Here is a 23,572-nt window from a genome sequence, read left to right as displayed (position 1 = left end):
AAGACACCTATCGACCCAGCTGCACCAGCACATACGGGGGCAACCCATTCCGAAGCCATTGCCCAGTATGACCACAGTCCAGCGCTCAGAGATAAGGAAGGCCCGCCGGGGCGGGCCTGATCGATTGCATCTGATCACATGTTGGCGTTCGCCCAGCTCAGTGTCAAGCGGTGCCATCAGGGCGAAGTTGCTGCCCGCCTCATAGGTCTGATGGATGTCGGGGGACACGAATGGCACGGCCCATCTGTGCCATCTCCTCAAGGAGCTTGAACCCTTCGTCTCGCGTGCAGCAGCCGTCCTGAACGCCTTCAGACATCAGGTCCATCGTGTCGCGTGTAGTGATCCCTTGCCGCTTGGCGTACTCGGCAGCATCGTGATCGTCGGTGATCCAGAAGGACTGGGCGTACACCGGATTGGTTCGGATCACGTGGCAGGTCTGTGCCTCACCAAGGTGCTTCATAGGCTTATCGACGGTCCCGCCGAACGCAGCTCGGCGGATTCTTTCGATAGTCAGTATGTCGTTGGGCTCCCAGACCTCGATCGGGTCACCGAGCCACGCATCTCGAGCGATGCTGTCGAGGTCGGGGTAGATACGCGCCGATCTCTTCGCCTCCTCGGCGATGGCCTCCGTCCAGCGCCCGCGCCCGCGAAGAATCTGCTCCAAAAGGTCCAGGCGGGAAACGCACGCGAAGTTGATCAGCACAGTGTTATCGGGAAACCAGTAGACGTAGTAGCTCATGAGGAAACAGGAGATTCCTCTCGTGCTCCGTCTATGGCGTGTCGTAGGAAATCGGTGTCCACGCCGATGATGTTGGCGAGGGGCCGCAGTGTCGCGTCACCTCGCTGATAGGCCAGGAAGGCCGCCCGTATCAGGGGCACCGAGACTCTGGGTTGACCTGCGGAGGCGATCCACTGCCAGTGAAGATCCATCCGCTCGGCGAGCAGGGCGGTATCGATCCCTCGCATACTGCGGAACCTGCTGCACTGCTCGCTGGTGATCAGTTTGAGGTTATACAACCGCCAGGCGAGGTTAACGGGAGAGACCCATAGATCACAGGCTAGCTCGGCAAATGACCGGTCAGACCATGCGATGTTCTTCGTCTTTTCCTGGAGTACTTTTCTCGGAAGCAGGAACTCGGTGGCGAATGCGTTGGCCCGCTTTTCCGAAGGGTCTTTCCTGTGCTCCGCATCGCTCATGTTGGCATCGAGGTGAAGACCTTGATCGTCGCCAGCGAGGAGATGACCAAGCTCATGAGCGATATTGAACCGCTGGCGTGCGGGGACTTCGGACGTGGCAACCACCATGAGTTTGCAGGTGTCGTCGCCCCAGCTCAGACCGTCGTAGCCGTTGGCGAAAGGCATGATCCGAACGTCGATTCCGAATACATCCTCGACCAGGGGAGCGAGATCTCGCATTCGCCAGGGTTCGACGCCGCGCTTCGCCGCGTGCTCTAGAGCCGACTCCGCGAGTTCGCGGCCTTGAACGAGGCACGAACTTCGGCGAGGAGTCGATCCTAGGTCTACCCGCGGTTGCCTGTAGTTGAGGAAGGCCAGGTCTGACCAGAATTGTGCCAGTCGTTGCGCCTCAGCGATGGCCTGCTTCTCGGAGGTCGTCACGTCGCGACTGCGGGCGGCCAGGGCGGGCGCAGGCTTGTCGATGCCGAGCAGCCAGTCGACAGTCACCCCTCCTACCTCGGCGATACGGGCCAGGTCCAAGGAGGTGAAGCGCCGGGTTCCACTTAGCGACTTCGAAAACTTGGGTGCGTCGAGGCCGACCCTAGCGGCGAACTCGGTTTGATTGAGATCACTCTCTGCTATCAGCTGTTGGATCCGCTTGCTTGTGTCCCCACCCATAGCCCGACTCTATGTTCTAATTGCGAAAATCGCAAGCGTTGGACGTACTTGGCGAGTGCATGTCAACTCGTCGCCAACTGAACATATCCCCAGGTGAAGCAGCACTTAGTCAAGCGATCGCCATCACGTGGCACCCTCCCGGCTCGGAGTTGCCAACAGGTGTTGCGAACATACTGGGTGTGCAGCTCTGATCAGGGCCGGCATTGCCAGCGAGAAGGCAGCATGTCGCCGATCCGGTAGAGCAGGTGCGGCCGGCCTTGGGCGTCGGGGCGCTCGTCGACGGCTCGGCGATCAGAGCGCCCGCTGCCCGCACTGAGCGGGCCTGATCGTGTCAGCTGATCACGACGATGCGTTTGCGCATGCTGTCTGTCATGTAACGCCTCTGACCTGCGGAAACCTCAAACCTGCGCTTAGTTCACTTATCTGGTCTACTACAGCCGCCTCCGCCCGGAGGTGTGCACATCGTCCGTTGGTGTGCAGACGGCCAGAAGGGGGGTCCGACAGTGGACGAGCCAAGGTGTACATGGTGCCCGGCGAACGAGCCGGCAGTGATCCACGAATGGGACGGAGAAGTGATCAAGTCATGGGATCGGAACACTCGCGAGTGGCGGCCACGAGGGACCACGTATGTGATCTATGAGTGCCTCGCGCCGAAGTGTCCCTGCCCTCGAGGTCAGCGCCTTCAGAAGGTGCACGTCGGCCCCGACTACCGTCCGCCCTGGATCACTGCGGAGGTTGAGGCCTGAGCTCTGGAGGCACGGTGGCGTCCTTACGGGGCCTGCCGCCGCCGGCCCCTTGCCCGGGGCGCTGCCAGCCGGTGATGGTGGCCGGCCGCCACACCGGTGTGCGGCCGAACATGTGATCCTCCCGGGGGAGGATGCCGGCGGTGCGGTAGGTCCGGACGCTGCGCACTCTCAGGCCGAGGTGCTCAGCGATGTCGGCCATGGTCCACCAGACGTCGCGGTCGGCATCGTCCTCAGTCATAGGAAGATTATGGGGGTGGTGACGCGGAGGGGCGTGCGCGCCGGCTGGAGCCATGGGGAAGATCTCCTTTCCTGCCGTGGAATGCCTGAGGGCCGGAAGCGAGTCGAAGGGACGTAGGTCCCGGGTCGCGTGTCCGGCCCTCAGGGGTTCGGGAGGTCAGTGCGGCTGGCGGTAGTGCGCGTCGCCCTGGTCGTCCTGGTCGGCGTGAGCGTCCACCCACTCCGCGGCGAGATCGGGGCGGCCGAGCGCGGTCAGCAGGTCGGCCAGGGCGTCCACTTCGGAGCAGGTCAGGCTCTGGGCCACCTCGGCGGCCACGAGGGGGTCGAAGGCGTCGGTGAAGCGGGTGGCGATGTCGTCCGGGATGATCATGTGGGTGCTCCGTGGGAGGTGGGGCGGCCCACGTGGGGGCCGCCCCGGGATGTTCAGCGGCGAACGAGCTGCATCAGCTTCTTGTGGGCCTTGGACTTCAGCTCGTCGTCCGTCCCCTCCAGCAGGGCGGTGGCGCGCGCGACCTCCTCGGTCATCGTGCGGCCGGGGCGGCGGGGGGCGACGTGATCGAGGTAGTCGGTCACAGCCCGCTCGGCCGCGTAGGCGGTCCTGCCGACGCGCTCGGACTCGGCGCGGAACATCGCGTCCAGGTGCTCGTAGCGCAGCCCGGCGTAGGTGAGCGCGCGGCCGGTCGCGCCCTCCTCCAGCGGCCACAGCTCGCCGATGATCCGGTGGAACTCGCCGGTGTCCAGCTTGGTGCGCGCGAGCGTGGTCTCCTCCGAAGCCCACGCCTCGCCGTACTTGCGGGTCAGGCCGAGACTGCGCCGGGCCTCGTCGAGCCGGTCCAGGGCACCGGCAGTGTGCCGGATGCCCCAGCGGAAGCGGGCGTCCCTTACGGCGAACCGCTCGGTGTTCTTGCAGACGGGCCGCCACGGCGTCACCACGGTTTCGGCCTTGCTGCTGCCGTCGTGGCTGTTGATCGCGGCGATGAACAGGGTGATCTCGTCATTCAGGCCGCCGGGGTCGACCACGATGTTCTCCGGGACGCGCATGGAGACGAAGACCCGGCGGCCGCCGCGCAGGCTTCCGGCGGACTCCCAGACCACGCCCTGTTCCACGAGCTCCTCCAGGAACTCGAAGATCCGGCGGTTCTGGATGACCTCGTACCGGCTGCCGACGACGCCCAGGGCCTGGCCGGTGTCCTCGCGCAGGGTGACGTGGAAGCCGTCGGCGGTGCGCAGCGTGGGCGCGTCCTCGGCGGGGCCCATGAAGCTGTAGCGCACCTCGCGGCAGGCTACGTCCCAGTCGATCCCGGCCAGGCGCAGTACCTCGTCGATGTCACTGATCCCGCCGGGGATGATCTGGCCGAGTCCGTGCCAGGCGGGGACCGCGCTGTACAGGGCCACGGTGCCGTCGGCGGCGACGTCCAGGCCGTGCTCGGCGACCACCTCGGCGATCTGCCCGGCGAGGTTGCGGCGGACGGTGAAAGCCTCCCCGGCGTCCCAGCCCTGGGTGACGCGGTACCGGTCGGCGCCGACCTGGGTCATGCGGCCTTCGGCGACCTCGCGCTCGATCCAGGCGGCCTTGTCGGTCTCGGCCTGGATGCGGCGGTCGCGGTCGGCGCGCTGGGCGGCGAGCTGGTCGGCCTTGGTGGCGGCAAATGCGGCGTTGACGTCGAGCGTGGTGGTCATGGTGCCCTCCCCAGAAACTTCGTTGTACTGACTACAATTAAGTATGCGTGGAGGGAATCCTCGCGTCAACGAGTACAAGGAAGTTAGTTGGGGCTCCGACTCTTGGAGGTCGGGCCGAGCCCGTCACGAGGCTCTTGCGACCAGTCGATCACAGGACGGCGTTCACCCAGGTCAACGTCAACCAGCACCACCGGGCAGGCTCGATTGACCTTAACCCTTTGGCCGTATTTGATACGCCCGTCGATCACCCACGGGGGGTGGTCACAACCAAGGGGGGCCAGCCATGGCCGACAACCAGCCGCGCTGCAATGCCTGCGAGCGCGACGACCAAATGATCTGGATCAGGTACATCCCGCCGACGCGGCGTTCGGTCGCGGTCTGGGGCGGCGGCAGCCCGTACCCGGCGGGGGTTCCACCATTCCGACATCGAGGCCGGGGTGGAGTTCTCCTGCCGGTGCGGGAACAGCAGCACGGTGGAGGCGCCGGAGGGCTGGCAGCCGGACGCGCAGTAGGGGCGGACGGTAGCGCCAGGGACCTGCTGCGTCGCAGGGGGGGCGCCGTAGGCCCTGGCGCCTAAGATGGAGGTCCTCCTCTGGAGGAGTTTCAACCGAGAGACCGGCGAGCTTCCGATTAAGGGCCCTCGGGCCCCGCTCGCCGGTCTTTGGTTTTCGTCGGGCCGGCCGAAATGGTGACGCCTCCTTCCTGGAGCTCCTGACCTTGGATTTTCTTTACCTTCGGAGTGCGTAGAGCACCCGCCATCGGTGCACGACTGTGGTAATGTTTTCTGTGTCGGGAGGGGGTCGGAACTCCGATCGGCGACAGGTTGAAAACTCAAGAGAGGAGCCTCGGATGATGAAGATCAAGGCCGACCGCCGCGCAACGGTGACCCTCCGGTACGCCGGAGAGCACGACACGGCGACGGAGATCTTCCGGGACGCGGTCCGGGTCTACACCCCAGGCGCGGTGATCACCATCGGTGACATGGACGCCGCCCACTCCGCCCAGCGGGTCTGGAGAGACGCGGCGGCCGCCCTACCGAAGATCTTCCCCTCCGGCGATGCGGCGCCCGGCTACATGCTGGACCCCGGCTCGATGGTCTGGGTGTCGGTGGCCCTGGCCGGGCGGATCACCGGCCGGGACGTCCAGGGGAAGACACCCCTGCACAGCCCCAGCGGGTGCGGGGAACTGCGGGTGCGGGTCGGGCCGCTGGTGGTCATCATGGACGACCGGGCCGCCGCCGAGTCCCAGATCAAGGTCTGGACAGCGGCTTACGACCTGGCTTGGAAGGTCTTTCGCGGTCTGTGACGCAGGGGGCGGGCACTCAGCCCGCCCCCTGTATCCGCGTATCCACAGAATTCGATTCGGCTCCTCGCGACCAGCCGGCCCCGCCCCATGCTGGTGTCGGCCCCAGAGAAAGGAAGATCATGTATGAGATCCGCGACGACCTGAACAACGTCCTTGCCTCCCGCCCCACCGTCGCAGAGGCCGAGGCCGCGGTGGACGATCTGTGCCGCCAGGCCCACGCCCAGGCCGCCGCTACCAGCGAGGGCACCACCGAGCTCTGGCTTCACCTTCGCGTGGTCGACGAGCACGGGGCGGAGGTCATGTTCCGTGACTACAACCCCAACCCCACCGAGCCGTACGAACCCCTGGGGGACGCTTGATCCCGCACGGCCGCGACGCGGTCACCGGCCGCCAGGCCGCGCAGATCCTCGGCAAGGCGTACTCGACGTGGCGCAACGCCAAGGTCGCCGGCCGGTACGGGCTCCGGCCGCTGAACCCCGGCCGCAAGACGGCGCTCTACGACCGCGCCCAGGTGGAAGCCGCTCGCGATGGGCGCCCGCTGCCAGTGTGGCCGATCGGCCGGCCGCACCCGGAGGACCTGCTGGACGAGCAGGACACCGCCGAATACTTGGGCGTGGAGTACAGCACGGTGCGTCATGACCGCATGGTCGGGCGGCTCCCCGGCTGGTCCGAGGTCGGGGGCGTCGCGCACATCCGGCGCGCAGCCCTGGACCTGGTGATCGCCGCTCGCCCCGGCCGAGGCGCGGGAGGGGGCCGCCCGCGCAAGAGCCACCCCGACGAAAGCGGCAACGGCTGACGGTCCCTCACGCTACGGGCAGGACTCTCTTGCCCCGGATCTGCTGGCAGGTGCGGTGCTGGCACGTCACGCATGCGGGGCCGGCTGGCCGCAGCACGCCGCCCAGGAGATCCAGCACGTCGCCGATCCGGTACAGCGGGTGACCGGCGCGCCCACGTGCGACCAGGGCGCCGCGGTGGGCGTAGCCGCGGATCATCGCGGCGGTGACGTTCATGCCGGACGGGTGCAACAGCCGGGCTATCTCGGTGGCCGTGCCGAGATGATCCGCCGCCTCGGCGAGCAGCCACCGCACCTGCGCCGCGGTGGTGACGTGCGCGCCGCACGCCCGACACCGGATCATCGGCGCGCCGTGTCGGGCGTTAAGGTCGGCCCCGCATCTACACGGGCCCGCGTACCAGGTGGCTGGCGGCCGGTCGATCGCGCGACGCGCGCCCCTCACCGCGGCGCGCAGGTCATCGACCGCCTCGGCCACCGCCGGATGCCGCAGGAGACGGACGCGATGGCGGATCACCCAGCGGGAGATGTCGGCGAGGGTGTCAGCGGGCGCGCGGCCGAGATCGCTCCACTCGCAGCTTGAGTGCCGGCACTCAAGGCAGATCGGGCCGGCCACGCGGGGCGCGCCCTTGGCCAGTACGCGATGCCAGCGCACGAGCGTGGCGTGCAGCTCGGCCGCGGCCGTGGCCGCGCGCTGGTCCCATGGCAGGGCCGTCTCGGCCGGGCGGCCGCCTTCGCGGTCCCCGGTTCGGGTCTGGCGGCTGAGCGTCACCCCCAGGTCCACCTCCAGGGCGGGCACCTCTGCGAGGTCGCGCTGGAGTTCGGCGTCGCATGCCCAGCAGATGGGGCGGATGCCGGGCATGACGCGGTCGCAGCGAGGCACGGGGCAGGGCAGGGTCACGGGCGGCTCGGCTCGCTGGCCGGGGTACCGGTCCAGTCGTGGCAGGCACCGCAGTAGCCCTCTGCCGTGTCGGTGGGGTGGGCTGAGCTGCGGCCGCACCGCGGGCAGGTGAACCGGGAAGCCCTTTCCGGCCGCTCCTCGGGCGCGACGTCCCAGGTCTTCTGGTCGTCGGTGACGGTGCGAGGGTACGCCGGGCTACCGGCCGGGCCCTCGTCGCCCGGCAGAGGTGGCTGTGGGTGGTCGGATGACCACTCTGGATTCTGGCGCGTGGCCCACTCGGCGCGGCGGTCGGCGGTCTGGTCGGGGTCGCCAACCATCGGCGCCAGCTGTAGCTCGGTAGCGTGGTGGGTGAAGTACGGTGCCGGGTCGTTGGTCTGCTCCAGCACGCTCCCAAGATGCGCAGCCAGGGCGTCCTCGGCGAGCCACATGGCCCGACCCTCTCGCTGCTCTACGGTGCCGGGGCCGACGTCGCCCGTCAGGGTGACGGTCCAGGCGTAGTCGTGGCCGTGGCGGTGCTCCAAGGTGCCGCCTTGTTCCAGGTGGCGCAGGCATGCGGACGGGCCAGTCCAGGTGAAGGTGACACGGATGGGCCATGACTGGGGTTCAGTGGCCATGGCGTGCGGTGCTCCCTGTCGTGATCTGCGCCGGTGCATCCGGCTCCGCAATTCGGGCGGCCAGCCAGTGCGCAACCTGCGCGGTCATTGCGACCGCGACCAGCTCGCCGTTCGCGTCGTAGAGCATCTGACGTTGGACGACGCGCAGCGGTAGCCGGGGCTGCCGATCCGGCCGTACGACCGGCGCCGGGGCGCCGGGCCTGGGTACGGCGCTGGTCTCCAGGCGGTAGCCCACGCCGCGCACCGTGGTGATGTAGTGCCCTGCGGCCACCCCGCCCAGGGCCCCACGCAGGATCCGGACGTGGGTGTGGACGGTCCGCAGGTCACGCAGCTGCTTGCCGCCCCATACCGCGCGCAGCAGCTCCTCGTAGGTGGCGACCGCTCCTGCATGGTCGACCAGGTGAAGCAGCAGGCGGTAGGCGGTCGGGGACAGGTTCAGCTGGTGGGGGCCGTGCCAGGCCTGCTGTGCCTGCCTGTCGAGGCGGATCAGCGCGTCATCGGGGAAGCGAATCATGAACGTGGTGTCTCCTTGGTCGGGAAACCCGGCAGGCCGGGCGCCGGCAGAAAGACCAGGCGGCCCATCGGATTCGTCGGGGCGCAGCAATGGCCGTCGGCCGTGGAGCATCCGTTGCGGCACCACGCGCACCCCTCGGGTGCCGGGCAGCGGCCGGTGGCGGCGGGCGCGGTGCATCGCTCGGGGTCGCAGGTGCAGCACGGCGGCCTGGTCGCCGAGGCCGGGCACCCCGGGTGCGGGTGGGTGCACGCGTGCAGGCCCAGGATCGTCACGCCGCCGGGCTGGTACGCGCACGCGGCGACCCCGGTGATGATCGCGGTCAGCACGCCGGTCGGCTTCTTGCCGTACATCATCTCGTCGGCCTGGGTGCAGATCAGGTCCACACCGCCAGCGGCCCGGGCGCGGCGCTCCTCGAAGGTCGCCCCTCGCAGTTCGTGGATGGCCAGCGGGACGGTGCCCGCAAGCACCTCGGCCAGGGCCCGCCTAGTGATCGCCACGAGGCACCTCCCCGCGGGTCTCCGCAGCGCGGCCGGCGGCGGCCGCGCACTCCGCCAGCCATGTCGCGGCCGCCAGCGACATCGCGACCGCGACGACCGCGCCCTGCGGGTCCCGCAACACCGGATCGAGTGCCGCCACCAGCAACTCGTGGGTGACGCCGGGCCGCTGCCTGGTAGCGGCCGGGACGCCCGGCATGTCCGCGAGGGTCATCACGTTCAACGTGTATTGGGACCACAGGGGATGCCAGGTGGGCGCGGTGATGATCCAGCCGTCGAGCTCGGCGTGCGCGCTCCGGTAGTTGGCCCGGGCAACTCGGTGAGCCCTGCCGTGCGGGCCGATGATCTCAGTCATGAGGATGTCCTCTCGGTGGGGCGCGGCCGCAGGACGCGGACACGCTCGGGGTGGACGCTCGGCGCGTCCTCAGGGCCGCTGCCGGGGCCGGTGGCGTCCACGCATGCCGCCAGCCACGTCGCCGCCCGAAGCGTCCTGGCGACCGCGACGACCGCGCCGGTGGCATCTCGCACGATCTGGCCGTCCACCCGGACCGGTCGGACCGGGACGCCGGGTGAGGGCGTCGACGGGACGGCTGACTCCGCAAGGCGGTAGCCGACGCCGCGCACGGTGACGATGTACCGGGACTCTTGGGCTTGGTCGCCCAGATGGCGCCGCAGATGCGCGACCTCGCTGGCGAGCGCATTTCTCCCCCCGGGCCATGAGGAGCCCCACGCGTCGCGCAGGAGGCGCTCGTGGCTCATGGCCGTGCCGGCATTGGTGTGCAGGACCACCAGCAGCCGGTAGAGCCGGGGAGGCAGGTGCAGAAGCCGTTCTCCCTGCCAGGCGCGCTCGGAGAATCGGTCGATGCGGATGAGCCCGTCGTCGGGCCACAGCTCACCCACGAGCCTGCTCCAGCGCCTCGCGGACCGCCGCCGCTGGGACGGTCTTGCGCTGGTCCGAGGTGAGGGTCTGAAGCTGGGTGATCAGCCGCGCCAGGCGCGCGCCCACACTGGCCGCGTACGCCTGCATCCGGCGCTCGGACGCCTCCAAACGGGCCAGGGCGGCCCGCAGCTCACTCGCCAGCGCCCTGGCGGGCATGTCCTCCAGCGGGACGGCGTAGTGGCGAGCGTCGATCTGCGGTTCACAGTCGCCCTGGTGGCCGGCGCCGCGGATGCACGGCCAGTCACGGTCGCCGTACCGGCCCCGCACGGTTCGCGGACAGATGCTAGCCATGGTCGGTCTCCTGGTTGGGCTGAGCGGGGTGGGAGCGCAGCACGCGGACACGCTCTGGATGGGCGATCGGGGCGTCGTCGGGGCCGCGCCAGTGCTCGGCGATCCACTTGGGCCTATGGAGGCCGCGGGAGGGATACCACTGCTGGCGCCAGAACCCGCGGACCGGAAAACGGACCGACAGCTTGCGGCTGGTGTCCTCCTCCGGCTGGTCCTCGGCCTCCTGGTCGCGCGGCACGGTGGTGTAGCGGCGGGGCCGGGCGTCCAGGATCTGGACGGGCCCGGCCGGGAGTCCGGAACGCTCCAACTGTCGGCGCAGGCCTCGCCGGATCGGCTCGGTGCGCTGGTAGGTCAGCGGCTGGCGCATCAGCAGCAGCGTGGCCATCAGGTACTTGGCCCAGTGGCTGGTGTAGCCGGGCTGGTCGTGCGCTCGCAGCAGCTCCTCCTGGTGCTCGCGCTCCGCCGGCTTCACGTACTTGATGCCGCACTCGTTGTCCGGGACCAGGGGCCCCAGAGTGGGCCGCAGGTCGTCGCGGACACGGTCGTCCAGGATGCGCTCGAGCATGAGGGCGCGGCTGGTGTAGAAACCCATCCACACCCCGCCGTGCTCCCAGCTTCCGCGCATGGTGCACGGGCTCCAGGTGGCGGCCACCACCCGGGTGTCCTCGTAGGGCTGGTCACGGAAGTCCATGACGACACGCCCCTCGACGATCATGGCGCTGATGTCGTTCTCGGGGCGCCGGTACTCGGCCAGCGGCGACTCGAACACGATGAGGCCGGCCGCGCTGGGGAAGTCGCCTTCGGCGGGCACGAAGGCGGGCAGGTCGGCGGCGGCGGCGCGGACGATGCGCGTCATCTCGGCGGTCACGTAGTACAGCTCGGCGTCGCGCAGGGCGCGGGTCTCCTGCTCGCACACCAGTTCGGCGTAGGCGCGCATGACCGCGGGGTTGCCGTCGAGGTCGGGGCGGCCGAGCATGCTGCCTGCCGAGCGGGACATCTGCGCATGGAAGCCGAAGCCGCGGCCGTCGGTCAGCCACGTGAGCGTGTCCCGGCGCAGGGCGGGCACGTCGGCCGCCTCGAAGGCGTCGCTCATGCGGGCCGCCCATCGCGCTCGACGTCGGCGACGTCGGCGACGTAGTCCCCGGAACGCTCCAGGGCTTGGCCGCCGCGGTGGGATCGGCAGGCCCGCTCCCACCCCACCGAGCGGTAGTGCCGCCACCCGATGGAGGGGGTGCAGCCGTAGGCGCACGGCCGGGCCGGCATCGGCTGTGGCGGCAGGGGACGGATTGGGGCGCGTTTAGCCACGGCGGTTTCCGTTCGCGATGTGCTTGGCGAGGTCGTCGACGACGCGCTCTGCGCGGTTGCGGTCCAGGCCGACGGTCATCACCAGGTAGCGGCGGTAGACGGCGTCCAGGTCGACGGCCGCGAGCACGGTCAGGACGTTGTTGGCGTGGTCACGGGCGTCGGCGACCTCCCACTGCGCGATCAGACGTCCGCTGATGGACAGCTTCAGGTAGCCGACGCCACGGGAGGCGGAGACGCTTGGCGTCAGCGACAGCGGCGCTGTGATGGCCTCCTCGATGGCCGGCCGGCGGGCGCGCAGGTCGACCACGGCCTGCGCGACGGCATCGCGTGGCAGACCGAGCTGGGAGAGCTGGGCGGCCACCGCGGCGTCGTGCTCGGCGTGGGTGGCCAGGGCGTGGACGGCGGCGGCGTACTTCAGCGCCTCGTCGCGGTCCAGAACGCGGGATCGGTCCGCGTCGTAGTGCACGGCCACGACGTACCTGCCGTTGGGCAGCAGGTTGGACTGGACCCAGATGGTGCCAGGAGGCGACTCGGAGGTGCGGGGGTCAGGCACGGACACCACGGATCCCTGCGGCCTGCGCCTGGCGCGCCAGACGGACGGCGTCCTGCGCCGCGCGGATGGCGGCCAGGTGGGCTCTCAGGTCCCGCTGCCTGGTGCGGTAGGTGCGGGTCACCTCACGCTGGGTCGGCTCGGGCACCAGGCGCCAGTCCGCCAGGCACATCAGCCGGTGCCGGGCGATCGGCCGGTCACATCCGGGCGCGGCGCACCGCCGGGTGTGGGCGTCGGGCGTGCAAAGGCGGCAGAACTCGCTGCCGTCCCGGGCAGGCGCTTCAGTGCACGCCAGGCACCGGGGCTCGGTGTTGATCACGCGGGCGACCGCCAGAGCGGCGGTCCAGTCGGGGCGACAGACTCCGCGCTCATCGATCAGGGCCACGCGGTCAGCCGAAGCCGGGCGTTCGGTGGCGGCGTACTCGGCCACGCTGGTGCTGATCAGGCTCAGCAGCTCAGCGAGCGGCTCGATCAGCGGGTCGGCGGGCCAATGGCGGACGCGGGCCACAGCGGCACGCAGCTCTTCGGCCGGGGACAGGGGGGACATGGTTCTCCTATCGGGGTCGGCGGCGGGCCCTGCGGCGCTTGGGGTCCAGCCGGGTGACGTTGGGCGGCAGGGGGATGGGCAGCGCCTCCTGCCGGGCGGGGGGTGTGCAGGTGGCGACGTGCGGCACGTATCGGTGCTCCCAGGCCGCGGGCGGCAGCGCGCCGGCGGCGTCGAGCGAGCGCGAGTGCCAGGTGCGCGGCTCGGCCCGGTAGCACGCCTGGTTGCCCCTGTCGTCCGGCCGAGGGTCGACGAGCAGGTAACGGCCCAGGCGCGTCACCGTGATCAGCACCGCTTTGCCGCAGTCGCGACAGGCGCGCAGCTCGCGCGGCAGGGGGATCACCGATGCCGCCGTCAGTCCTTGCCGGGGGCGATGCGCCGCAGCTCGGCACGCAGGGCGTCAAGGCGGCGCGGGCCGAACCCGGGGAGCGCGAGCAGGTCGTCGTCGGTGCGCTGGGCGAGCGCTCCAAGGGTGCCGATCTCGGCGTCGGCCAGCGGGTTGAGCACGTGCCAGGTCAGTCCTGACAGCACTCGGAGGATGGGGGTGTTGTCGGGCAGGCCGGTCTGGGTGACGAGGTCACGCATGCTGGGCACGGGGTCTCCGTTCGGCTGGTCTGGCGTTCGGGTGGTCAGCGGTAGTTCGGGGGCAGGGGTGCGCCGGGGGCGCGGTCGCAGCGGCGGCAGATCGTCCATGGGCTGTCGGTCCACAGGGCGTGGCCGCACAGGCTGCAGGGCCGGAGGGTGCTGGTGAGGATGCGGTCCCAGATCCAGACGGGCAGGCGCCGGCGGTCGGGCGGGGTCACCACTGGTCTCCGGGGACGGGGCGGATCGTCTGGGTGCGGATCAGGTCTTCGTGCGGGGCGGGCTGGGCGCCGTAGGCGACGTCGGCGAGGCGGCTGGCGAAGTCGTCGGGGTCGTCGCGCAGGTCGGCGAAGGCGTGCAGGAAGGCCCGGCGGTAGTCCTCCCGGCCGGGTCGCGGCGGTGGGGACTCGGTGCGAGCTAGGGCGTGGAAGACGACCAGCAGGGCGGCGAGCACGCCGAGGGTGCGCAGCACGCCGGTGAGGCCGGGGACCAGCAGGAGCATGAGGGCCGCCACGGGGACGAGTACGGCGGTGGCGCGCACGGCGTATAGCCGGAGCCGGCGGTCGGGGCTGGTGATCACGGGGACTCCTGGTCGGTCGGGTTGGGGTCGAGGATCGAGAGCTGGTTGGGGCCGGGGCGCATCCGGCGGATCCGGCCCATGCGCAGGCGCAGGCGGCGCCAGCGGCGGTTCGCCTTGCGCCGGCACTTGTCGCCGCGGCGGCGGCCGTCGGGACCGGCGCGTAGCGAGTCACTGGCCCACACACGCCGGTGGCAGTCGTCGCAGATGGGCCCCGGGCGGCGCCGTTTGCTGCGCCGAGGGCGGGCCAACGGCTCGGGCTCGAGTGGCTCAGGCACGTCGAACAGCGGCGGCTGCGTCACCTGGTCCACTCGATCTCGAATCGCCCGCCGCGCGCCCAGATGGCCATGGCCACCGGCCACAGGGCACCGGCGACGATGACGCCGGCCAGGTACTCGGCCCAGGCCACCGCAGCTCCGAGCCACCCCGCCCTGCGGTGAAGCGACCTGGACAACAACCGGGAGGCGGCGTGGGCGGTGACGGCGCCGATGGTGGACCAGACGAGCAGCAGGGCGACGAGCCAGGGCCAGATCATGCGGACCTCCGCAGCAGGGCGTGGGCGTGGACGACCAGCGCGGTGAGCGGGGCTGTGGGCCCGAGGTCGCGGCGGGCCTGGGTGATGAGCGCATGGCCGAGATCGGGGAGCACGGCGAGGGCGTCGCGAGCGCGTTCGTAGTCGGCCGTGTCCGGCAGGTCGGGGACGGCGACCATGAGCGGCGGCTGGCGATACCGCGGAGTCGAAGTCTTGGCCGGAGGCTCACGGCGAGCGGCGCTGCTTCCTTCCTCCTCAGCGCCGTACGGAGAGATGTCTGCGTGCTGGGTTGGTCTCTGTGTAGGTCCCTGTGTAGGTGGGCGGGTGCTGCACCCGGTGTTCTTGGAAGCAGCACCCGGTGTTCCGGGAAGCAGCACCCGGTGATTACCGGCAAGTAGCTCTTGATCACCGGGTGCAGCACCCGGTGATACCCGGTTATCCACAGGCACATCAGCGGGTGCTGCACCCGGTGATCCGGGTTCGCGAAGCCGGTGCCGGCCCACCCGCTTCGGTTCATCAGCGGGTGCACCACCCGGTGTTTCTGCAGCGGGCGCGGCCGTCTTCTTCGCCCGGGGTTTCTTCAGACGAGGTGGTTGAACGCCTTCGGGTACAACGAGGTGCTTCTCGTCCGGGTCGAGCATCGCGACCCTTTGCAGCAAATCGTCCGGGATCGCCAGGTGGTATTCGTCGGCCTTACCGGACCGGCCCGCTGAGCTGCCCTCGAAGACGCGGATGAACAGGCCCACTTCCCGGAGGCGGCCTAGGCACCGCCGTACGGTCTTCTCGTCCTTGCGGCAGACACGGGCGAGGCGGGCGACGCTCGGGCGGATGTGGGTGCCGTCGGGGTCGCCGTAGGTAACGGCCATGGCGGCGACGTGCTGCACCGTGTCCGAACCGACACGCGCCTTGCCCTCACCGAAGCCCAGCTCCACGCGCCGCAGAATGCGAATCCACGTCCAGTAGATCGGGTCTCCCGCCTGCATGCCTCTCCTGTCCCGTGTCGCGTGTGCGCGGTCACTCCTCCCGGGGCGGGTCGCGTAATCGGCCGCTGCACTCGCCCACGCAGGCCGTGGTGGTGCCGCCGCAGTGGCGGCAGGGCCAGCAGCGCAGGCAGATGGTGGCGCGGCGGCCGCGGTGGATGCGGGGCCAGTGGCCGCGCAGCAGGCACGCCTGTCTGAGCTTCACGACGTCGCACCCGCAGGGCCGCTCCCTCGCCGCCACGGCCGGCGCTGCAGCTCCACGTCGGCGGCCATGTTGGCGCGCTGGAGGCGGTCCAGCTCGGCCTCCAACCGGCGGTTAGTGTCCCGTTCGCGTAGCAGTTCGCTGCGGTCTGCCGTCTGGGCGGCGATGCGCAGCTGGTTGTTGTCGGCCTGCAGCTCGCCGATGCGGGCAAGCAGGTGGTCCAGGGATCCGTCGTCGACGTAGGAGTGGTGCTCGCGCAGGAGATCGCGCTGGGCGGTCATCGATGCCAGCTCGCGCTCCAGCCGGTCGACGCGGACCTGGAGCGGCTCCTCATCGGCGCCGGACCTGGTGCGGGGCGGCCATTCCGTCATCAGCTCGTCTCCTCGGCCGGGTCGGCCGGGCTGGCGTCGGCCACCAGGCGCTGCTTGGCGACGTTCTGCAGCCAGCCCCTGCCGTGCTCGGTGTCCCTGGCCAGGTAGACGGCGACGGCGTAGGCGGGGTAAACGGTCGACAGCCGCAGGAGGTGGTCGCGATCGGCCTTCGTCATCGCCGTGATCAGCGCAGTGATGAACGAGCCGGCCTGCATGCCGCCGGTCAGGCCGTAGTGGTAGAGGACCTGGGCGGCGACCTTCGGCGTGACCTCAACCTCGGGCGGCTCTCCGGCGGCAATGCGTGCCACCAGCTCGGCGGCCCCGGCGGTGCTCATGACCAGCACGCCGCAGGGCATGGGGTCCTGGTCGGCGAACACGGTGACGAACGCCGTGGCCCCCTGGTCCTGAATCTCCGTCTTGATGATCATGAGGTCTCCGGTGTGGTGGTGATCAGGAGCTCGCGGCGGTGAGCGGACGGCGGATACGGCGCTGGCGCGGGCCGATGTGCCACCGCTCGCAGGCGCAGGGGAACGGGTGCCATCGCCGGCCGAACCAGGCGCGCCAGCCGCGACTGCGGGCGTGGATGGCCTGGCGGGCCAGGCGGCGGCTGCCGTACGCGTCGAGCTCGGCGAGCATGCACGGCTGCGGCTCGGGTGGCGCCTGGCCGTCGCGGGCCTCCAGGGCTTCCATCAGCCGCACAGCGAGATCGGTGTCGCCGCCGGGTACGGGAGGTGTCTGGGTAGGGTCTTCGCCCCAGGACAGGCCCATTACCGGCGCCCGACCACGCGAACAGCCGACGCCACGACGGTGTCGCGGCGGGCCGCCAGGTGGTGGCGCGGGTCCCACATCAGGTACACCACCGGGCGGCCGGCCAGGGTGCCGACGTCGGTCACCGTGGCCAGGCGCTGGCGCTGACCTATCACCCGTGCGTACGGCGAGATGGGGGACCCGGTGTGGTCACGAGCCTCAGCGGCCAGCACCGGTCACCTCCTGCTCACCGTTGGCCACGGGCATGGCCAGGGTCTGGTCGGCGCGGCCGGCCGCTGGGATCAGCACGGTGTCGCCGGGGCCCGGCGGGGAGGTGTCTGCGTGGCGCCGGGCGGCCTCCGCGGCGCGCACGGCGGCCTCGGCCTTGTCGGCCTGCCGCTCGCGGTCGCGGCGCTCCAGCTCAGCGCGCAGCTGGGCGCCGTGCCGCTCGGCCGCCCGGGCGATGGCCCGAGACATGTCGATCGCGGCGTGCAGCCGGGTGTCGTCGGCGCTGCGCGGCGTCGACAGCATCAGCCCGGAGATCCACAGCATCAGCGCCTGCTCGGACTCCTGCGCGTGGACGGTGTCGGGCGTGGCGTGCCGGTCCGCGCTGTAGATCGCCAGCGGGAAGGCCTCGGCGGGCAGGGCGGAATCGTCGGTCATGCAGATCTCCTGGTGGGCCGTGGGCCGTGCTCGACCACCCGCATGCGGCGGGTGGGCGCGGCGTGGACGGGGATGGTGTGGCCGTCGGTGGTGACGCCGGTACAGCACCGGGCGCCGCAGCCGTCGGGGCAGGGCCGCGGCTCGGCGAGTAGCCGTACCGCCGGTCGCCAGCCGCGGGGGCAGTCGCCGGGCGGGTGGGTACAGGTCAGAGAGCTGCACACGGCGATCTGCACCAGGTCGCCGCTGTGCGCGGAGGCGAAGGTGGTCTCCTCGGGGCCGCTATCGTTGATCATGTTGGGTGCCTTTCGGGGTTGCCGGTCTCCCGCCGTGGGGCGGCGGGAGACCACATCACGACGGGCTAGAACGGCGGCTCGGGCGGCGGTTCGTAGCGGCGCCACGGGGACGTGGTGACGTCGCGGACCCACGGCGTGCCGCACTCGGGGTGCACCCGCATCCACTCGGCGGACTCAGCCGATGCCGCAAACGGGTGGTCCTTGGCCGGTTCTGCGCCAAGGGTGACGACGTACTCGTACCGGTGCTCCCAGCCGCGCAGCTCCGCCAGCTCGGCCTCGGCCGCGCGCAACCGGGCCAGCAGCTCGGGCACGGCGTTGAACATCACGGTCATGCCGTGCTGGCCGAGGACGACCGACTCCCCGAGGGCGGCCTGGTACAGGGCCTCGATCTCGTCGAGGTCGAGCGGCGGTGGGTCATCGGGCGGTTCAGGCTCGCGATCGTCCGCGAGGTCGCGCAGGTCGATGTCGTTGCCGTCCTCGTCCTCGACGATCACTGCGCCCCGCCCTCGAAGGTGCGGACCACGGCCAGTAGGGCGACCTTCAGCCCGCCCAGCGCCTGGTGCCGGTCGCGCTCGGCGTCGGGGAGGCGGTAGCCGTGCTGCTCCAGCACCGCCTGCACGTCGATGAGAAGCCCGGCGGTGAACCGGGGGTCGTCGTCGGCGACCTCCGGGCGGGTGGACTCGCCGGCGGGCGGGCGGTACAGGGCCTTGCCGATCCGGTAGTGGAGGGACTCCCTGGCCACGTACGCGGCCACCGGCGGCCCGGCGGCCGGGCTCTTGCGGTCCAGCTGCGCGGCCAGGGTGGCCAGCGTGTTCTGCAGCTGGCGCAGCTTGTCGCGGGCGTAGCGCCAGTTGCCGTCCTCGATCGCGCCGATCAGGCGGGAGAAGTAGTCGAGCGCGCTGACGGTCTCCTCGCCGATGCGCGTCTCCCGGATGGTGGGGGGCATCATGATCCTTTCGGGGAAGGGGTAGGGGCGGCGGCCGAGGGATGGCCGGTGGCCAGTTGCACGGCGGCCACGTGGGCGCAGCCGTCGGCGTGGCAGGTGCACGTCCACGCGCGCAGCTCGTGGCGGACGATGTAGTCGCTGTGATGGCCCCGGACCCGGGCCTCGACGAAGAAGGGCCGATCCGAGGGCGCGGCGGTGCTGGCGGCCAGGACCCGGATGGCGCCGGACCGGTAGTAGCCGAGCGCCCGGGAGCGGATGTCAGCCCGCATCGCGCACCTCGCCCGCACACACGTCGATGTACAGCCGCACGTGGCCGGCTCGGCGCGCGGGCGCGGAGGACTCGCGAACCACTTCCCAGCCCGGCTGCTGGCGGATCAGGTCCGCCACGGCGGCCACGCCGGCGGGCGTGCCGATGACGCGGACCTGGGCGGTCTCACCCGGCATCGGGCTTCACCCCCGCCACCTCGTACCACCGGGCGATCTCGGGCCGACCCGTGCTGTACTGCGACGGCTGCATCGCGGTGGCGGCGGCCTGCGCGAGCATGGCGTGCAGCAGCCCCATCCCCCGGGCGTGCTCGGCCGCCCGCCAGGCAGCAGCCCGGTTGGCCTGGTCCTCCGGGTTCTCGCGCCCCTGGCCCTCGCGCTGGGCGTACTCGGCTGCCTCATCGGCCTCTGCGGCGCAGCGCTCGGCCTCCTGGAAGTGGTCCGGCCCGTTCACAGACTCTCTCCGGGCATGGCGGCGGCCGGGCGCGGCACGATGCGGATCGCGGCGTTGGGGCCGATCGTCATGCCCCAGTCGCCACTCCATGCCACCCGGGCGCCCTCGCCGAGCACGCCCCTGAGCTGGCCGAGGTAGGGCATGAAGTGGTCGATCTCGTAGCGGCGGCCGAGAAAGTCGATGACATCTCCGACGACTAGATCCCGGCCGGGGATCGTGCCCTCTTGCGGGGCGATCTCCGGCCTGAGGATCGCCGCGTCCTTCGGGCGCACGCGGTGGCCATGAAGGACGCTCATAGGGCATCGCCCTGCGGTGCGGCGGCTGCCGGGCAGGTGGCGAGCTGCGTCCAGATCCGGACCCGGACGCCGGTGATCGTGGTCCGCACCTCCCAGGCGCCCGCAGGGTCGTGATCCTTGTACTGCTTCCAGGTCGCGGGGACGCCGAACTCTGTGGCCCACGCGGTGAGCGCAAGCCGACGTTGAGCGTCGTCGCCGCCCGAGAGGTGGCCCTCCACCTCGCCGTCAACGTCGTCAACGGCCAGAACGTCGGTCAGGGACCAGTGGGCGACCGGAAGGTCACGGGCCAGCAGGCTCAGCAGTACGACGGCGCTGCGCTGCTGGAGGCCGAGACGGGTCGTGTCGTCGGCGTAGGCGTAGGCGTAGGTCATCGGTCGCCGCCGGCCTGGCCGTTGATCAGGGTCTGGACCTCGTCGCGGTGGAATCGGCGGTGGCCGCCGAGCGTCCAGAAGTGCGTGAGGTGGCCCTGCTTCGCCCAGCGGGTGACGGTTCTCGGGTCGACGCGGAAGATCGCTGCGACCTCAGCCGGTGTGAGAATCTCCGCGAACGCGCTGAGGTCCTGCCACATAGACTTCATGAATCCCTCCTCGGGGATTGGCTGTCGCCCCCGGCCGGTGCGTCGGCCCGGGGGCGCCGTCGTTCAGGGGGTCGGCGCGGGCGAGCCGGTCTCGTAGCTGCGGATCCAGTCGCGGGCCTTGGACTCGCGGATCTTCAGGCGGCGGCCGATCTTGAAGAAGTCGGGGCCCTTACCGGTGTGGCGCAGGTGCCGCAACGTCTTCACCTTCATCCGTGCGAGGCTGGCGACCTCCTCGAAGGTGAGGTAGGGGTCGTCAGTCCTGACGTCCGTAGCGGGCATACCGAGCTCCTTGTTGTTCGATTGTTCGTACATCACCGACGTGAAAAAGTCAGCCGTCGACCGACCGACGGCCTGCGCTATGGCCTGCGCCGTGGAGGCGCGACAGCGGCGGCGCCCTCGCAAGATCAGCGATACGTATTGCTTGCTCACACCGGCCGTTCGGGCGAGGCGCACGGTGTCAAGGCCAGCGGCATACATGGCGCTCTGCAGCTTCTTCGGATCTGTGGGGGTGAGGATGGGAATGGACCTTGCCACAGGCGCACCTCGCGCTCTCGTTGTTCGATGAATCGGACACTACCTGTCGTTGCCGATGGATGTCTAGTGGCACCTGTCGAATCCGTTGTGCGGCATCGTGTTGCCAGCGGTGAGTCTGGTTTACTCCCATACCTAGTTGACCTCAGTACCTATCGTGTACAAGGGAAGGGCCGGTGTTCGATTCGGCCGCCAGGCGAGGAGGAGCATGCCGACGAGAGGTGGGACTCCCGGCACTGCAGACGATCAGTTGAGTCGGTTCGTACGCGACTACCTGGCCGAGCATGGGGAGAGCGAGCGGGCCCTGGCAGAGAGGGCCGTTGATCCCCAGACAGGCTTCTCGCTGCAGCACGGATGGATCAACCAGCTCGCAAAGGGGCGGGTCAGTCGCGCTCCAGAGCTGTGGCGCCTGCGCGCGCTCGGTGTGGCGATGAGTGTGGCTCCGCGCGTGCTGGCGGAGCTGGCCGCGGCCCAGTGGCTCGGCGTTGAAGTGGCGAGACTGAAGGATGCACCCGATGGGTCATGGGAGGCCGTGCCTATTCCGCAAGGGCTGTCAGAAAAGGAGCGAGCGAATTTTGTTCGCATTGTGGAAGAGGTGGCCGCAGGGTCTCGAGAAGCGATCCAAGTTCCCCCCGATTTGTCACCGCAAGAGCGTGCCCGTTTCCTCCGGATGGCTGAAGACATAGCCCGTCATATGCGGGAATAACCGTCTGCAATCGGGTAACCACGGAGCATAACAACCCGATGTCGTTCGCGGTTTCGGACGACAACATGAGGAAGGGTCAGGTAACAATCGGCTACCAAGGCAACTGGCCGCCACCGCACGGCGGCCCGTCCGACGGGAAGGCCCCGACTGGCCATGACCCCTCAGCTCATCGTCCGCCTCGCCGACCCCATCGAGTTCGTGGTCGGCCTAGTCGCCTCCCGCTGGGTGGCCGGGCTGATCGAACTGCGCATAGCTCGAACCGACGTCCATCCTGACGTCGTCATCCCACTTCAGGAGGCGTGCAACCACCTGCTCAATACTGTGGACCTGCGGAAGAGCTCCTATCCCGCACCGGTGGTCCGATGTCATCCACTACTGGAACGCGACATGCACGGCCTGCCGGTGCGGCTGGACATCGAGCCTTACCAGATTGATCTCTACCTACGGCAGGGCTTGGTCCCCCTCACGGTCGCCGAGCAGCTCGCTGGCAACCTCACCTTCCTGCTTCGCCACCTCTCCTCGTAGGAGGTTTCGATGCCAAGCCCTGTCAAGCGGTGTAACTGCCGCGATTCCGGCGGGAAGCAACTCGGGCAGTCCTGCCCGTTGCTAACCAAGCGCGATCATGGCGCATGGTGGATCCGATACGAAGCGCCTGGGACCGACGGCAAACGCCGGCGCCCGTGGGCGGGGCCGTACCGGACGAAAGGCGAGGCGGACCGAGCCCTTCCGGGCCTCCAGGTGCAGACCGCCAAGGGCATCGTGATCGAGCGCAACCTGACCTTCGGCGGCTGGCTCGATATCTGGCTGGCCGGCAAGAAGAGTCTGAAGGACTCCACTCGCAAGTCGTATGTCGAGGCGGTGCGGCTGTACGGCAAGCCAGGCCTGGGGCACGTCCCCCTGGACGCCTTACGTGAGAGTCACCTGGCCGAGCTGTACGCCGCCATGGCGCAGATCAACAATGCGCCCGAGGGCGGACACCAGAGCGAGATGCTCCGCCGGCTACTCGCCGCCCGGGCGCCCGCCCCCTGGACGCGGCCGCGGCCCGACGGGCAGAAGCCCGGCTTGAAGCGCAAGACGCCGTTGTCGCCAGCGCGGATTCATCGGGTGCACCGGGTGCTGTCCAGCGCACTGGGCACCGCATGGCGTCAAAAGCGCATCGTGCACAACCCCGCGCCGCACGTCGAACTCCCGACCGTGCGCAAGGTACGGCCGCTGGTGTGGACCGCGGCCCGGATCGAGCGGTGGCGGCAGACCGGACGTGTCCCCGGCAAGGTCATGGTGTGGACACCGGAGTTGTGCGGCAAGTTCCTGGACCAGGCCGAGGCGGCACAGGAACGGCTGTACCCGCTGTACCACCTGGTGGCGACGCGAGGCCTGCGCCGAGCTGAGGCGGCCGGCGCGTTATGGGAGAACACCGCGCTGGCAGAGGGCACGATCAGCCTGCTGGAGTCGGAAGAAGAGGACGACACCGGCCTCAAGACCGAGTCCTCCTGGAGGACGGTCTCCCTCGACGCGGTGAACGTCGGCCTGCTCGGCGCTTGGCGCCTGCGCCAGCGCCAGGAGCGCCTAGCGGCCGGTGCCACGTGGGTCGACTCGGGGCGGCTGTTCACGCAGGAGAACGGATCGCCGCTACGCGAGGAGTACGTCTCAGAGCGGTTCGCTGCGATCGCGCGCGCCGCTGGGCTGCCGCCTATTCGATTCCACGACCTTCGGCACTGTGCGGCCACGATCATGCTGGCGGCGGGCGTGGATATGAAGGTCGTGAGCGCCGAGCTGGGCCACTCGCGGTACGCGTTCACCGCCGACGTGTACGCCGCGGTGCTGCCTCAGCTGGCCCAGGCGGCGGCGGAGGCGACGGTGGCGATGATCCCGCGGCGCCGGAAGGGCGCATGATCGTTTGCGGGATGGTCCGGCAATGGTCCGGCACGGCCTTAGTTGATCTCTTAAGGACGTCGAAAGGGCCCTTTCTCGCTTTACGAGAAAGGGCCCTTTTCCTGCGGAGGCTCGGGGATTTGAACCCCGGATGGGCTGTAGACCCAAACCGCATTAGCAGTGCGGCGCCATAGACCTGACTAGGCGAAGCCTCCTG

The 23,572-nt window shown here is 69.9% G+C and carries 45 protein-coding genes and 1 tRNA gene; 6 read left to right on the top strand and 40 right to left on the bottom strand.

Annotated elements, in window-relative coordinates:
* Nucleotides 1–199: 199 nt before the first annotated feature.
* The 5 genes from PYR91_RS10085 to PYR91_RS10065 all read right to left on the bottom strand — a co-directional run bounded on the left by PYR91_RS10085 (nucleotide 200) and on the right by PYR91_RS10065 (nucleotide 4,517).
* Nucleotides 200–739, bottom strand: a complete 540-nt coding sequence (locus PYR91_RS10085; protein ID WP_279779195.1) for a hypothetical protein — start codon at nucleotides 737–739, stop codon at nucleotides 200–202.
* Nucleotides 736–1,854 (bottom strand): XRE family transcriptional regulator, encoded by a 1,119-nt coding sequence (locus tag PYR91_RS10080; RefSeq protein WP_279779194.1) that lies wholly within the window; start codon nucleotides 1,852–1,854, stop codon nucleotides 736–738. The genes PYR91_RS10085 and PYR91_RS10080 overlap by 4 nt, the downstream gene beginning before the upstream one ends.
* Before the next feature lie 723 nt (nucleotides 1,855–2,577).
* Nucleotides 2,578–2,838, bottom strand: a complete 261-nt coding sequence (locus PYR91_RS10075; RefSeq protein ID WP_279779193.1) for a hypothetical protein — start codon at nucleotides 2,836–2,838, stop codon at nucleotides 2,578–2,580.
* 156 nt (nucleotides 2,839–2,994) lie between these two features.
* A complete protein-coding gene (locus PYR91_RS10070) occupies nucleotides 2,995–3,207 on the bottom strand; it encodes a hypothetical protein (RefSeq protein ID WP_279779191.1) in 213 nt (70 codons plus the stop codon).
* A gap of 53 nt (nucleotides 3,208–3,260) precedes the next feature.
* Nucleotides 3,261–4,517, bottom strand: a complete 1,257-nt coding sequence (locus tag PYR91_RS10065; protein WP_279779189.1) for a DUF932 domain-containing protein — start codon at nucleotides 4,515–4,517, stop codon at nucleotides 3,261–3,263.
* Between the two features lie 849 nt (nucleotides 4,518–5,366).
* Between PYR91_RS10065 and PYR91_RS10060 the strand changes: the two genes are divergently transcribed.
* The 3 genes from PYR91_RS10060 (at nucleotide 5,367) to PYR91_RS10050 (ending at nucleotide 6,618) form a co-directional block, all read left to right on the top strand.
* On the top strand, nucleotides 5,367–5,822 hold the full coding sequence (locus PYR91_RS10060) for a hypothetical protein (RefSeq protein WP_279779187.1): 456 nt from the start codon (nucleotides 5,367–5,369) through the stop codon (nucleotides 5,820–5,822).
* 119 nt (nucleotides 5,823–5,941) lie between these two features.
* Entirely contained in the window at nucleotides 5,942–6,181 is a 240-nt protein-coding gene (locus tag PYR91_RS10055) for a hypothetical protein (protein ID WP_279779185.1), read from the top strand.
* Nucleotides 6,178–6,618: a hypothetical protein gene (locus tag PYR91_RS10050; RefSeq protein WP_279779183.1), complete on the top strand. Its 441-nt coding sequence runs from the start codon at nucleotides 6,178–6,180 to the stop codon at nucleotides 6,616–6,618. The genes PYR91_RS10055 and PYR91_RS10050 overlap by 4 nt, the downstream gene beginning before the upstream one ends.
* A gap of 7 nt (nucleotides 6,619–6,625) precedes the next feature.
* Here PYR91_RS10050 and PYR91_RS10045 read toward each other — a convergent pair whose 3' ends face one another.
* The 34 genes from PYR91_RS10045 to PYR91_RS09880 form a co-directional block, all read right to left on the bottom strand.
* Nucleotides 6,626–7,474, bottom strand: coding sequence for a hypothetical protein (locus PYR91_RS10045; protein ID WP_279779182.1), 849 nt, complete (start codon nucleotides 7,472–7,474; stop codon nucleotides 6,626–6,628).
* A gap of 35 nt (nucleotides 7,475–7,509) precedes the next feature.
* Nucleotides 7,510–8,127: a hypothetical protein gene (locus PYR91_RS10040; protein WP_279779180.1), complete on the bottom strand. Its 618-nt coding sequence runs from the start codon at nucleotides 8,125–8,127 to the stop codon at nucleotides 7,510–7,512.
* Nucleotides 8,117–8,641 carry a winged helix-turn-helix domain-containing protein gene (locus PYR91_RS10035; protein WP_279779179.1) on the bottom strand — a complete coding sequence of 175 codons (525 nt, stop codon included), beginning with the start codon at nucleotides 8,639–8,641 and terminating at the stop codon, nucleotides 8,117–8,119. Before PYR91_RS10035 ends, PYR91_RS10040 begins: the two co-directional genes overlap by 11 nt.
* Nucleotides 8,638–9,138, bottom strand: a complete 501-nt coding sequence (locus PYR91_RS10030; protein WP_279779177.1) for a hypothetical protein — start codon at nucleotides 9,136–9,138, stop codon at nucleotides 8,638–8,640. Before PYR91_RS10030 ends, PYR91_RS10035 begins: the two co-directional genes overlap by 4 nt.
* On the bottom strand, nucleotides 9,125–9,490 hold the full coding sequence (locus PYR91_RS10025) for a hypothetical protein (RefSeq protein WP_279779176.1): 366 nt from the start codon (nucleotides 9,488–9,490) through the stop codon (nucleotides 9,125–9,127). Before PYR91_RS10025 ends, PYR91_RS10030 begins: the two co-directional genes overlap by 14 nt.
* The gene (locus PYR91_RS10020) at nucleotides 9,487–10,035 is read right to left on the bottom strand and encodes a winged helix-turn-helix domain-containing protein (RefSeq protein ID WP_279779175.1); all 549 of its coding nucleotides are present in this window, start codon (nucleotides 10,033–10,035) and stop codon (nucleotides 9,487–9,489) included. The genes PYR91_RS10025 and PYR91_RS10020 overlap by 4 nt, the downstream gene beginning before the upstream one ends.
* On the bottom strand, nucleotides 10,028–10,366 hold the full coding sequence (locus tag PYR91_RS10015) for a hypothetical protein (protein ID WP_279779173.1): 339 nt from the start codon (nucleotides 10,364–10,366) through the stop codon (nucleotides 10,028–10,030). The genes PYR91_RS10020 and PYR91_RS10015 overlap by 8 nt, the downstream gene beginning before the upstream one ends.
* Complete coding sequence (locus tag PYR91_RS10010) at nucleotides 10,359–11,456, bottom strand: hypothetical protein (RefSeq protein WP_279779171.1); 1,098 nt, start codon at nucleotides 11,454–11,456, stop codon at nucleotides 10,359–10,361. The genes PYR91_RS10015 and PYR91_RS10010 overlap by 8 nt, the downstream gene beginning before the upstream one ends.
* Nucleotides 11,453–11,626: a hypothetical protein gene (locus tag PYR91_RS10005; RefSeq protein ID WP_279779170.1), complete on the bottom strand. Its 174-nt coding sequence runs from the start codon at nucleotides 11,624–11,626 to the stop codon at nucleotides 11,453–11,455. The genes PYR91_RS10010 and PYR91_RS10005 overlap by 4 nt, the downstream gene beginning before the upstream one ends.
* A 34-nt stretch (nucleotides 11,627–11,660) precedes the next feature.
* Nucleotides 11,661–12,227 carry a hypothetical protein gene (locus PYR91_RS10000; protein ID WP_279779169.1) on the bottom strand — a complete coding sequence of 189 codons (567 nt, stop codon included), beginning with the start codon at nucleotides 12,225–12,227 and terminating at the stop codon, nucleotides 11,661–11,663.
* Entirely contained in the window at nucleotides 12,214–12,765 is a 552-nt protein-coding gene (locus tag PYR91_RS09995) for a hypothetical protein (RefSeq protein WP_279779168.1), read from the bottom strand. Before PYR91_RS09995 ends, PYR91_RS10000 begins: the two co-directional genes overlap by 14 nt.
* Nucleotides 12,766–12,772: 7 nt before the next feature.
* Nucleotides 12,773–13,105 carry a hypothetical protein gene (locus PYR91_RS09990; RefSeq protein WP_279779167.1) on the bottom strand — a complete coding sequence of 111 codons (333 nt, stop codon included), beginning with the start codon at nucleotides 13,103–13,105 and terminating at the stop codon, nucleotides 12,773–12,775.
* A gap of 11 nt (nucleotides 13,106–13,116) precedes the next feature.
* Nucleotides 13,117–13,347: a DNA-directed RNA polymerase subunit alpha C-terminal domain-containing protein gene (locus PYR91_RS09985; RefSeq protein ID WP_279779254.1), complete on the bottom strand. Its 231-nt coding sequence runs from the start codon at nucleotides 13,345–13,347 to the stop codon at nucleotides 13,117–13,119.
* 44 nt (nucleotides 13,348–13,391) lie between these two features.
* Nucleotides 13,392–13,565 carry a hypothetical protein gene (locus PYR91_RS09980; protein ID WP_279779166.1) on the bottom strand — a complete coding sequence of 58 codons (174 nt, stop codon included), beginning with the start codon at nucleotides 13,563–13,565 and terminating at the stop codon, nucleotides 13,392–13,394.
* The gene (locus PYR91_RS09975) at nucleotides 13,562–13,924 is read right to left on the bottom strand and encodes a hypothetical protein (protein WP_279779165.1); all 363 of its coding nucleotides are present in this window, start codon (nucleotides 13,922–13,924) and stop codon (nucleotides 13,562–13,564) included. The genes PYR91_RS09980 and PYR91_RS09975 overlap by 4 nt, the downstream gene beginning before the upstream one ends.
* Entirely contained in the window at nucleotides 13,921–14,199 is a 279-nt protein-coding gene (locus PYR91_RS09970) for a hypothetical protein (protein WP_279779164.1), read from the bottom strand. Before PYR91_RS09970 ends, PYR91_RS09975 begins: the two co-directional genes overlap by 4 nt.
* 20 nt (nucleotides 14,200–14,219) lie before the next feature.
* Nucleotides 14,220–14,456: a hypothetical protein gene (locus PYR91_RS09965; RefSeq protein ID WP_279779162.1), complete on the bottom strand. Its 237-nt coding sequence runs from the start codon at nucleotides 14,454–14,456 to the stop codon at nucleotides 14,220–14,222.
* Nucleotides 14,453–15,436 carry a hypothetical protein gene (locus tag PYR91_RS09960; RefSeq protein WP_279779161.1) on the bottom strand — a complete coding sequence of 328 codons (984 nt, stop codon included), beginning with the start codon at nucleotides 15,434–15,436 and terminating at the stop codon, nucleotides 14,453–14,455. The genes PYR91_RS09965 and PYR91_RS09960 overlap by 4 nt, the downstream gene beginning before the upstream one ends.
* Nucleotides 15,437–15,467: 31 nt before the next feature.
* Nucleotides 15,468–15,638 carry a hypothetical protein gene (locus PYR91_RS09955; protein ID WP_279779159.1) on the bottom strand — a complete coding sequence of 57 codons (171 nt, stop codon included), beginning with the start codon at nucleotides 15,636–15,638 and terminating at the stop codon, nucleotides 15,468–15,470.
* Nucleotides 15,635–16,006 (bottom strand): hypothetical protein, encoded by a 372-nt coding sequence (locus tag PYR91_RS09950; protein ID WP_279779157.1) that lies wholly within the window; start codon nucleotides 16,004–16,006, stop codon nucleotides 15,635–15,637. The genes PYR91_RS09955 and PYR91_RS09950 overlap by 4 nt, the downstream gene beginning before the upstream one ends.
* The gene (locus tag PYR91_RS09945; RefSeq protein WP_279779156.1) at nucleotides 16,006–16,434 is read right to left on the bottom strand and encodes a hypothetical protein; all 429 of its coding nucleotides are present in this window, start codon (nucleotides 16,432–16,434) and stop codon (nucleotides 16,006–16,008) included. Before PYR91_RS09945 ends, PYR91_RS09950 begins: the two co-directional genes overlap by 1 nt.
* A 22-nt stretch (nucleotides 16,435–16,456) precedes the next feature.
* Nucleotides 16,457–16,705 (bottom strand): hypothetical protein, encoded by a 249-nt coding sequence (locus PYR91_RS09940; protein WP_279779155.1) that lies wholly within the window; start codon nucleotides 16,703–16,705, stop codon nucleotides 16,457–16,459.
* A gap of 68 nt (nucleotides 16,706–16,773) precedes the next feature.
* A complete protein-coding gene (locus PYR91_RS09935; RefSeq protein ID WP_279779153.1) occupies nucleotides 16,774–16,986 on the bottom strand; it encodes a hypothetical protein in 213 nt (70 codons plus the stop codon).
* Nucleotides 16,973–17,416, bottom strand: a complete 444-nt coding sequence (locus tag PYR91_RS09930; protein WP_279779152.1) for a hypothetical protein — start codon at nucleotides 17,414–17,416, stop codon at nucleotides 16,973–16,975. The genes PYR91_RS09935 and PYR91_RS09930 overlap by 14 nt, the downstream gene beginning before the upstream one ends.
* Nucleotides 17,413–17,709: a hypothetical protein gene (locus PYR91_RS09925; RefSeq protein WP_279779151.1), complete on the bottom strand. Its 297-nt coding sequence runs from the start codon at nucleotides 17,707–17,709 to the stop codon at nucleotides 17,413–17,415. Before PYR91_RS09925 ends, PYR91_RS09930 begins: the two co-directional genes overlap by 4 nt.
* A 65-nt stretch (nucleotides 17,710–17,774) precedes the next feature.
* Nucleotides 17,775–18,203: a hypothetical protein gene (locus PYR91_RS09920; protein ID WP_279779150.1), complete on the bottom strand. Its 429-nt coding sequence runs from the start codon at nucleotides 18,201–18,203 to the stop codon at nucleotides 17,775–17,777.
* On the bottom strand, nucleotides 18,200–18,655 hold the full coding sequence (locus PYR91_RS09915) for a hypothetical protein (RefSeq protein ID WP_279779148.1): 456 nt from the start codon (nucleotides 18,653–18,655) through the stop codon (nucleotides 18,200–18,202). The genes PYR91_RS09920 and PYR91_RS09915 overlap by 4 nt, the downstream gene beginning before the upstream one ends.
* Entirely contained in the window at nucleotides 18,655–18,924 is a 270-nt protein-coding gene (locus PYR91_RS09910) for a hypothetical protein (RefSeq protein ID WP_279779147.1), read from the bottom strand. Before PYR91_RS09910 ends, PYR91_RS09915 begins: the two co-directional genes overlap by 1 nt.
* A complete protein-coding gene (locus tag PYR91_RS09905) occupies nucleotides 18,914–19,099 on the bottom strand; it encodes a hypothetical protein (protein ID WP_279779146.1) in 186 nt (61 codons plus the stop codon). Before PYR91_RS09905 ends, PYR91_RS09910 begins: the two co-directional genes overlap by 11 nt.
* Nucleotides 19,089–19,373 carry a hypothetical protein gene (locus tag PYR91_RS09900; RefSeq protein WP_279779144.1) on the bottom strand — a complete coding sequence of 95 codons (285 nt, stop codon included), beginning with the start codon at nucleotides 19,371–19,373 and terminating at the stop codon, nucleotides 19,089–19,091. The genes PYR91_RS09905 and PYR91_RS09900 overlap by 11 nt, the downstream gene beginning before the upstream one ends.
* Complete coding sequence (locus PYR91_RS09895) at nucleotides 19,370–19,669, bottom strand: hypothetical protein (RefSeq protein WP_279779143.1); 300 nt, start codon at nucleotides 19,667–19,669, stop codon at nucleotides 19,370–19,372. Before PYR91_RS09895 ends, PYR91_RS09900 begins: the two co-directional genes overlap by 4 nt.
* The gene (locus tag PYR91_RS09890; protein WP_279779142.1) at nucleotides 19,666–20,040 is read right to left on the bottom strand and encodes a hypothetical protein; all 375 of its coding nucleotides are present in this window, start codon (nucleotides 20,038–20,040) and stop codon (nucleotides 19,666–19,668) included. Before PYR91_RS09890 ends, PYR91_RS09895 begins: the two co-directional genes overlap by 4 nt.
* Nucleotides 20,037–20,237, bottom strand: a complete 201-nt coding sequence (locus tag PYR91_RS09885; RefSeq protein WP_279779252.1) for a BldC family transcriptional regulator — start codon at nucleotides 20,235–20,237, stop codon at nucleotides 20,037–20,039. Before PYR91_RS09885 ends, PYR91_RS09890 begins: the two co-directional genes overlap by 4 nt.
* Nucleotides 20,238–20,309: 72 nt before the next feature.
* Nucleotides 20,310–20,525, bottom strand: a complete 216-nt coding sequence (locus PYR91_RS09880) for a helix-turn-helix domain-containing protein (RefSeq protein WP_279779141.1) — start codon at nucleotides 20,523–20,525, stop codon at nucleotides 20,310–20,312.
* A gap of 460 nt (nucleotides 20,526–20,985) precedes the next feature.
* Between PYR91_RS09880 and PYR91_RS09875 the strand changes: the two genes are divergently transcribed.
* The 3 genes from PYR91_RS09875 (at nucleotide 20,986) to PYR91_RS09865 (ending at nucleotide 23,376) form a co-directional block, all read left to right on the top strand.
* Nucleotides 20,986–21,483 (top strand): hypothetical protein, encoded by a 498-nt coding sequence (locus tag PYR91_RS09875; protein ID WP_279779140.1) that lies wholly within the window; start codon nucleotides 20,986–20,988, stop codon nucleotides 21,481–21,483.
* 153 nt (nucleotides 21,484–21,636) lie between these two features.
* A complete protein-coding gene (locus tag PYR91_RS09870) occupies nucleotides 21,637–22,008 on the top strand; it encodes a hypothetical protein (protein ID WP_279779139.1) in 372 nt (123 codons plus the stop codon).
* 213 nt (nucleotides 22,009–22,221) lie between these two features.
* A complete protein-coding gene (locus tag PYR91_RS09865) occupies nucleotides 22,222–23,376 on the top strand; it encodes a site-specific integrase (protein ID WP_279779138.1) in 1,155 nt (384 codons plus the stop codon).
* 104 nt (nucleotides 23,377–23,480) lie between these two features.
* Here PYR91_RS09865 and PYR91_RS09860 read toward each other — a convergent pair.
* Nucleotides 23,481–23,570: transfer RNA gene (locus PYR91_RS09860), tRNA-Ser, on the bottom strand.
* Between the last annotated feature and the right edge of the window lie 2 nt (nucleotides 23,571–23,572).

It is taken from the genome of Sphaerisporangium sp. TRM90804 (genome assembly GCF_029846175.1).
GTDB lineage: Bacteria > Actinomycetota > Actinomycetes > Streptosporangiales > Streptosporangiaceae > Sphaerisporangium.
Note: the sequence above shows the minus strand (reverse complement) of the source record. Positions and strands in the feature narration are given on the sequence as shown.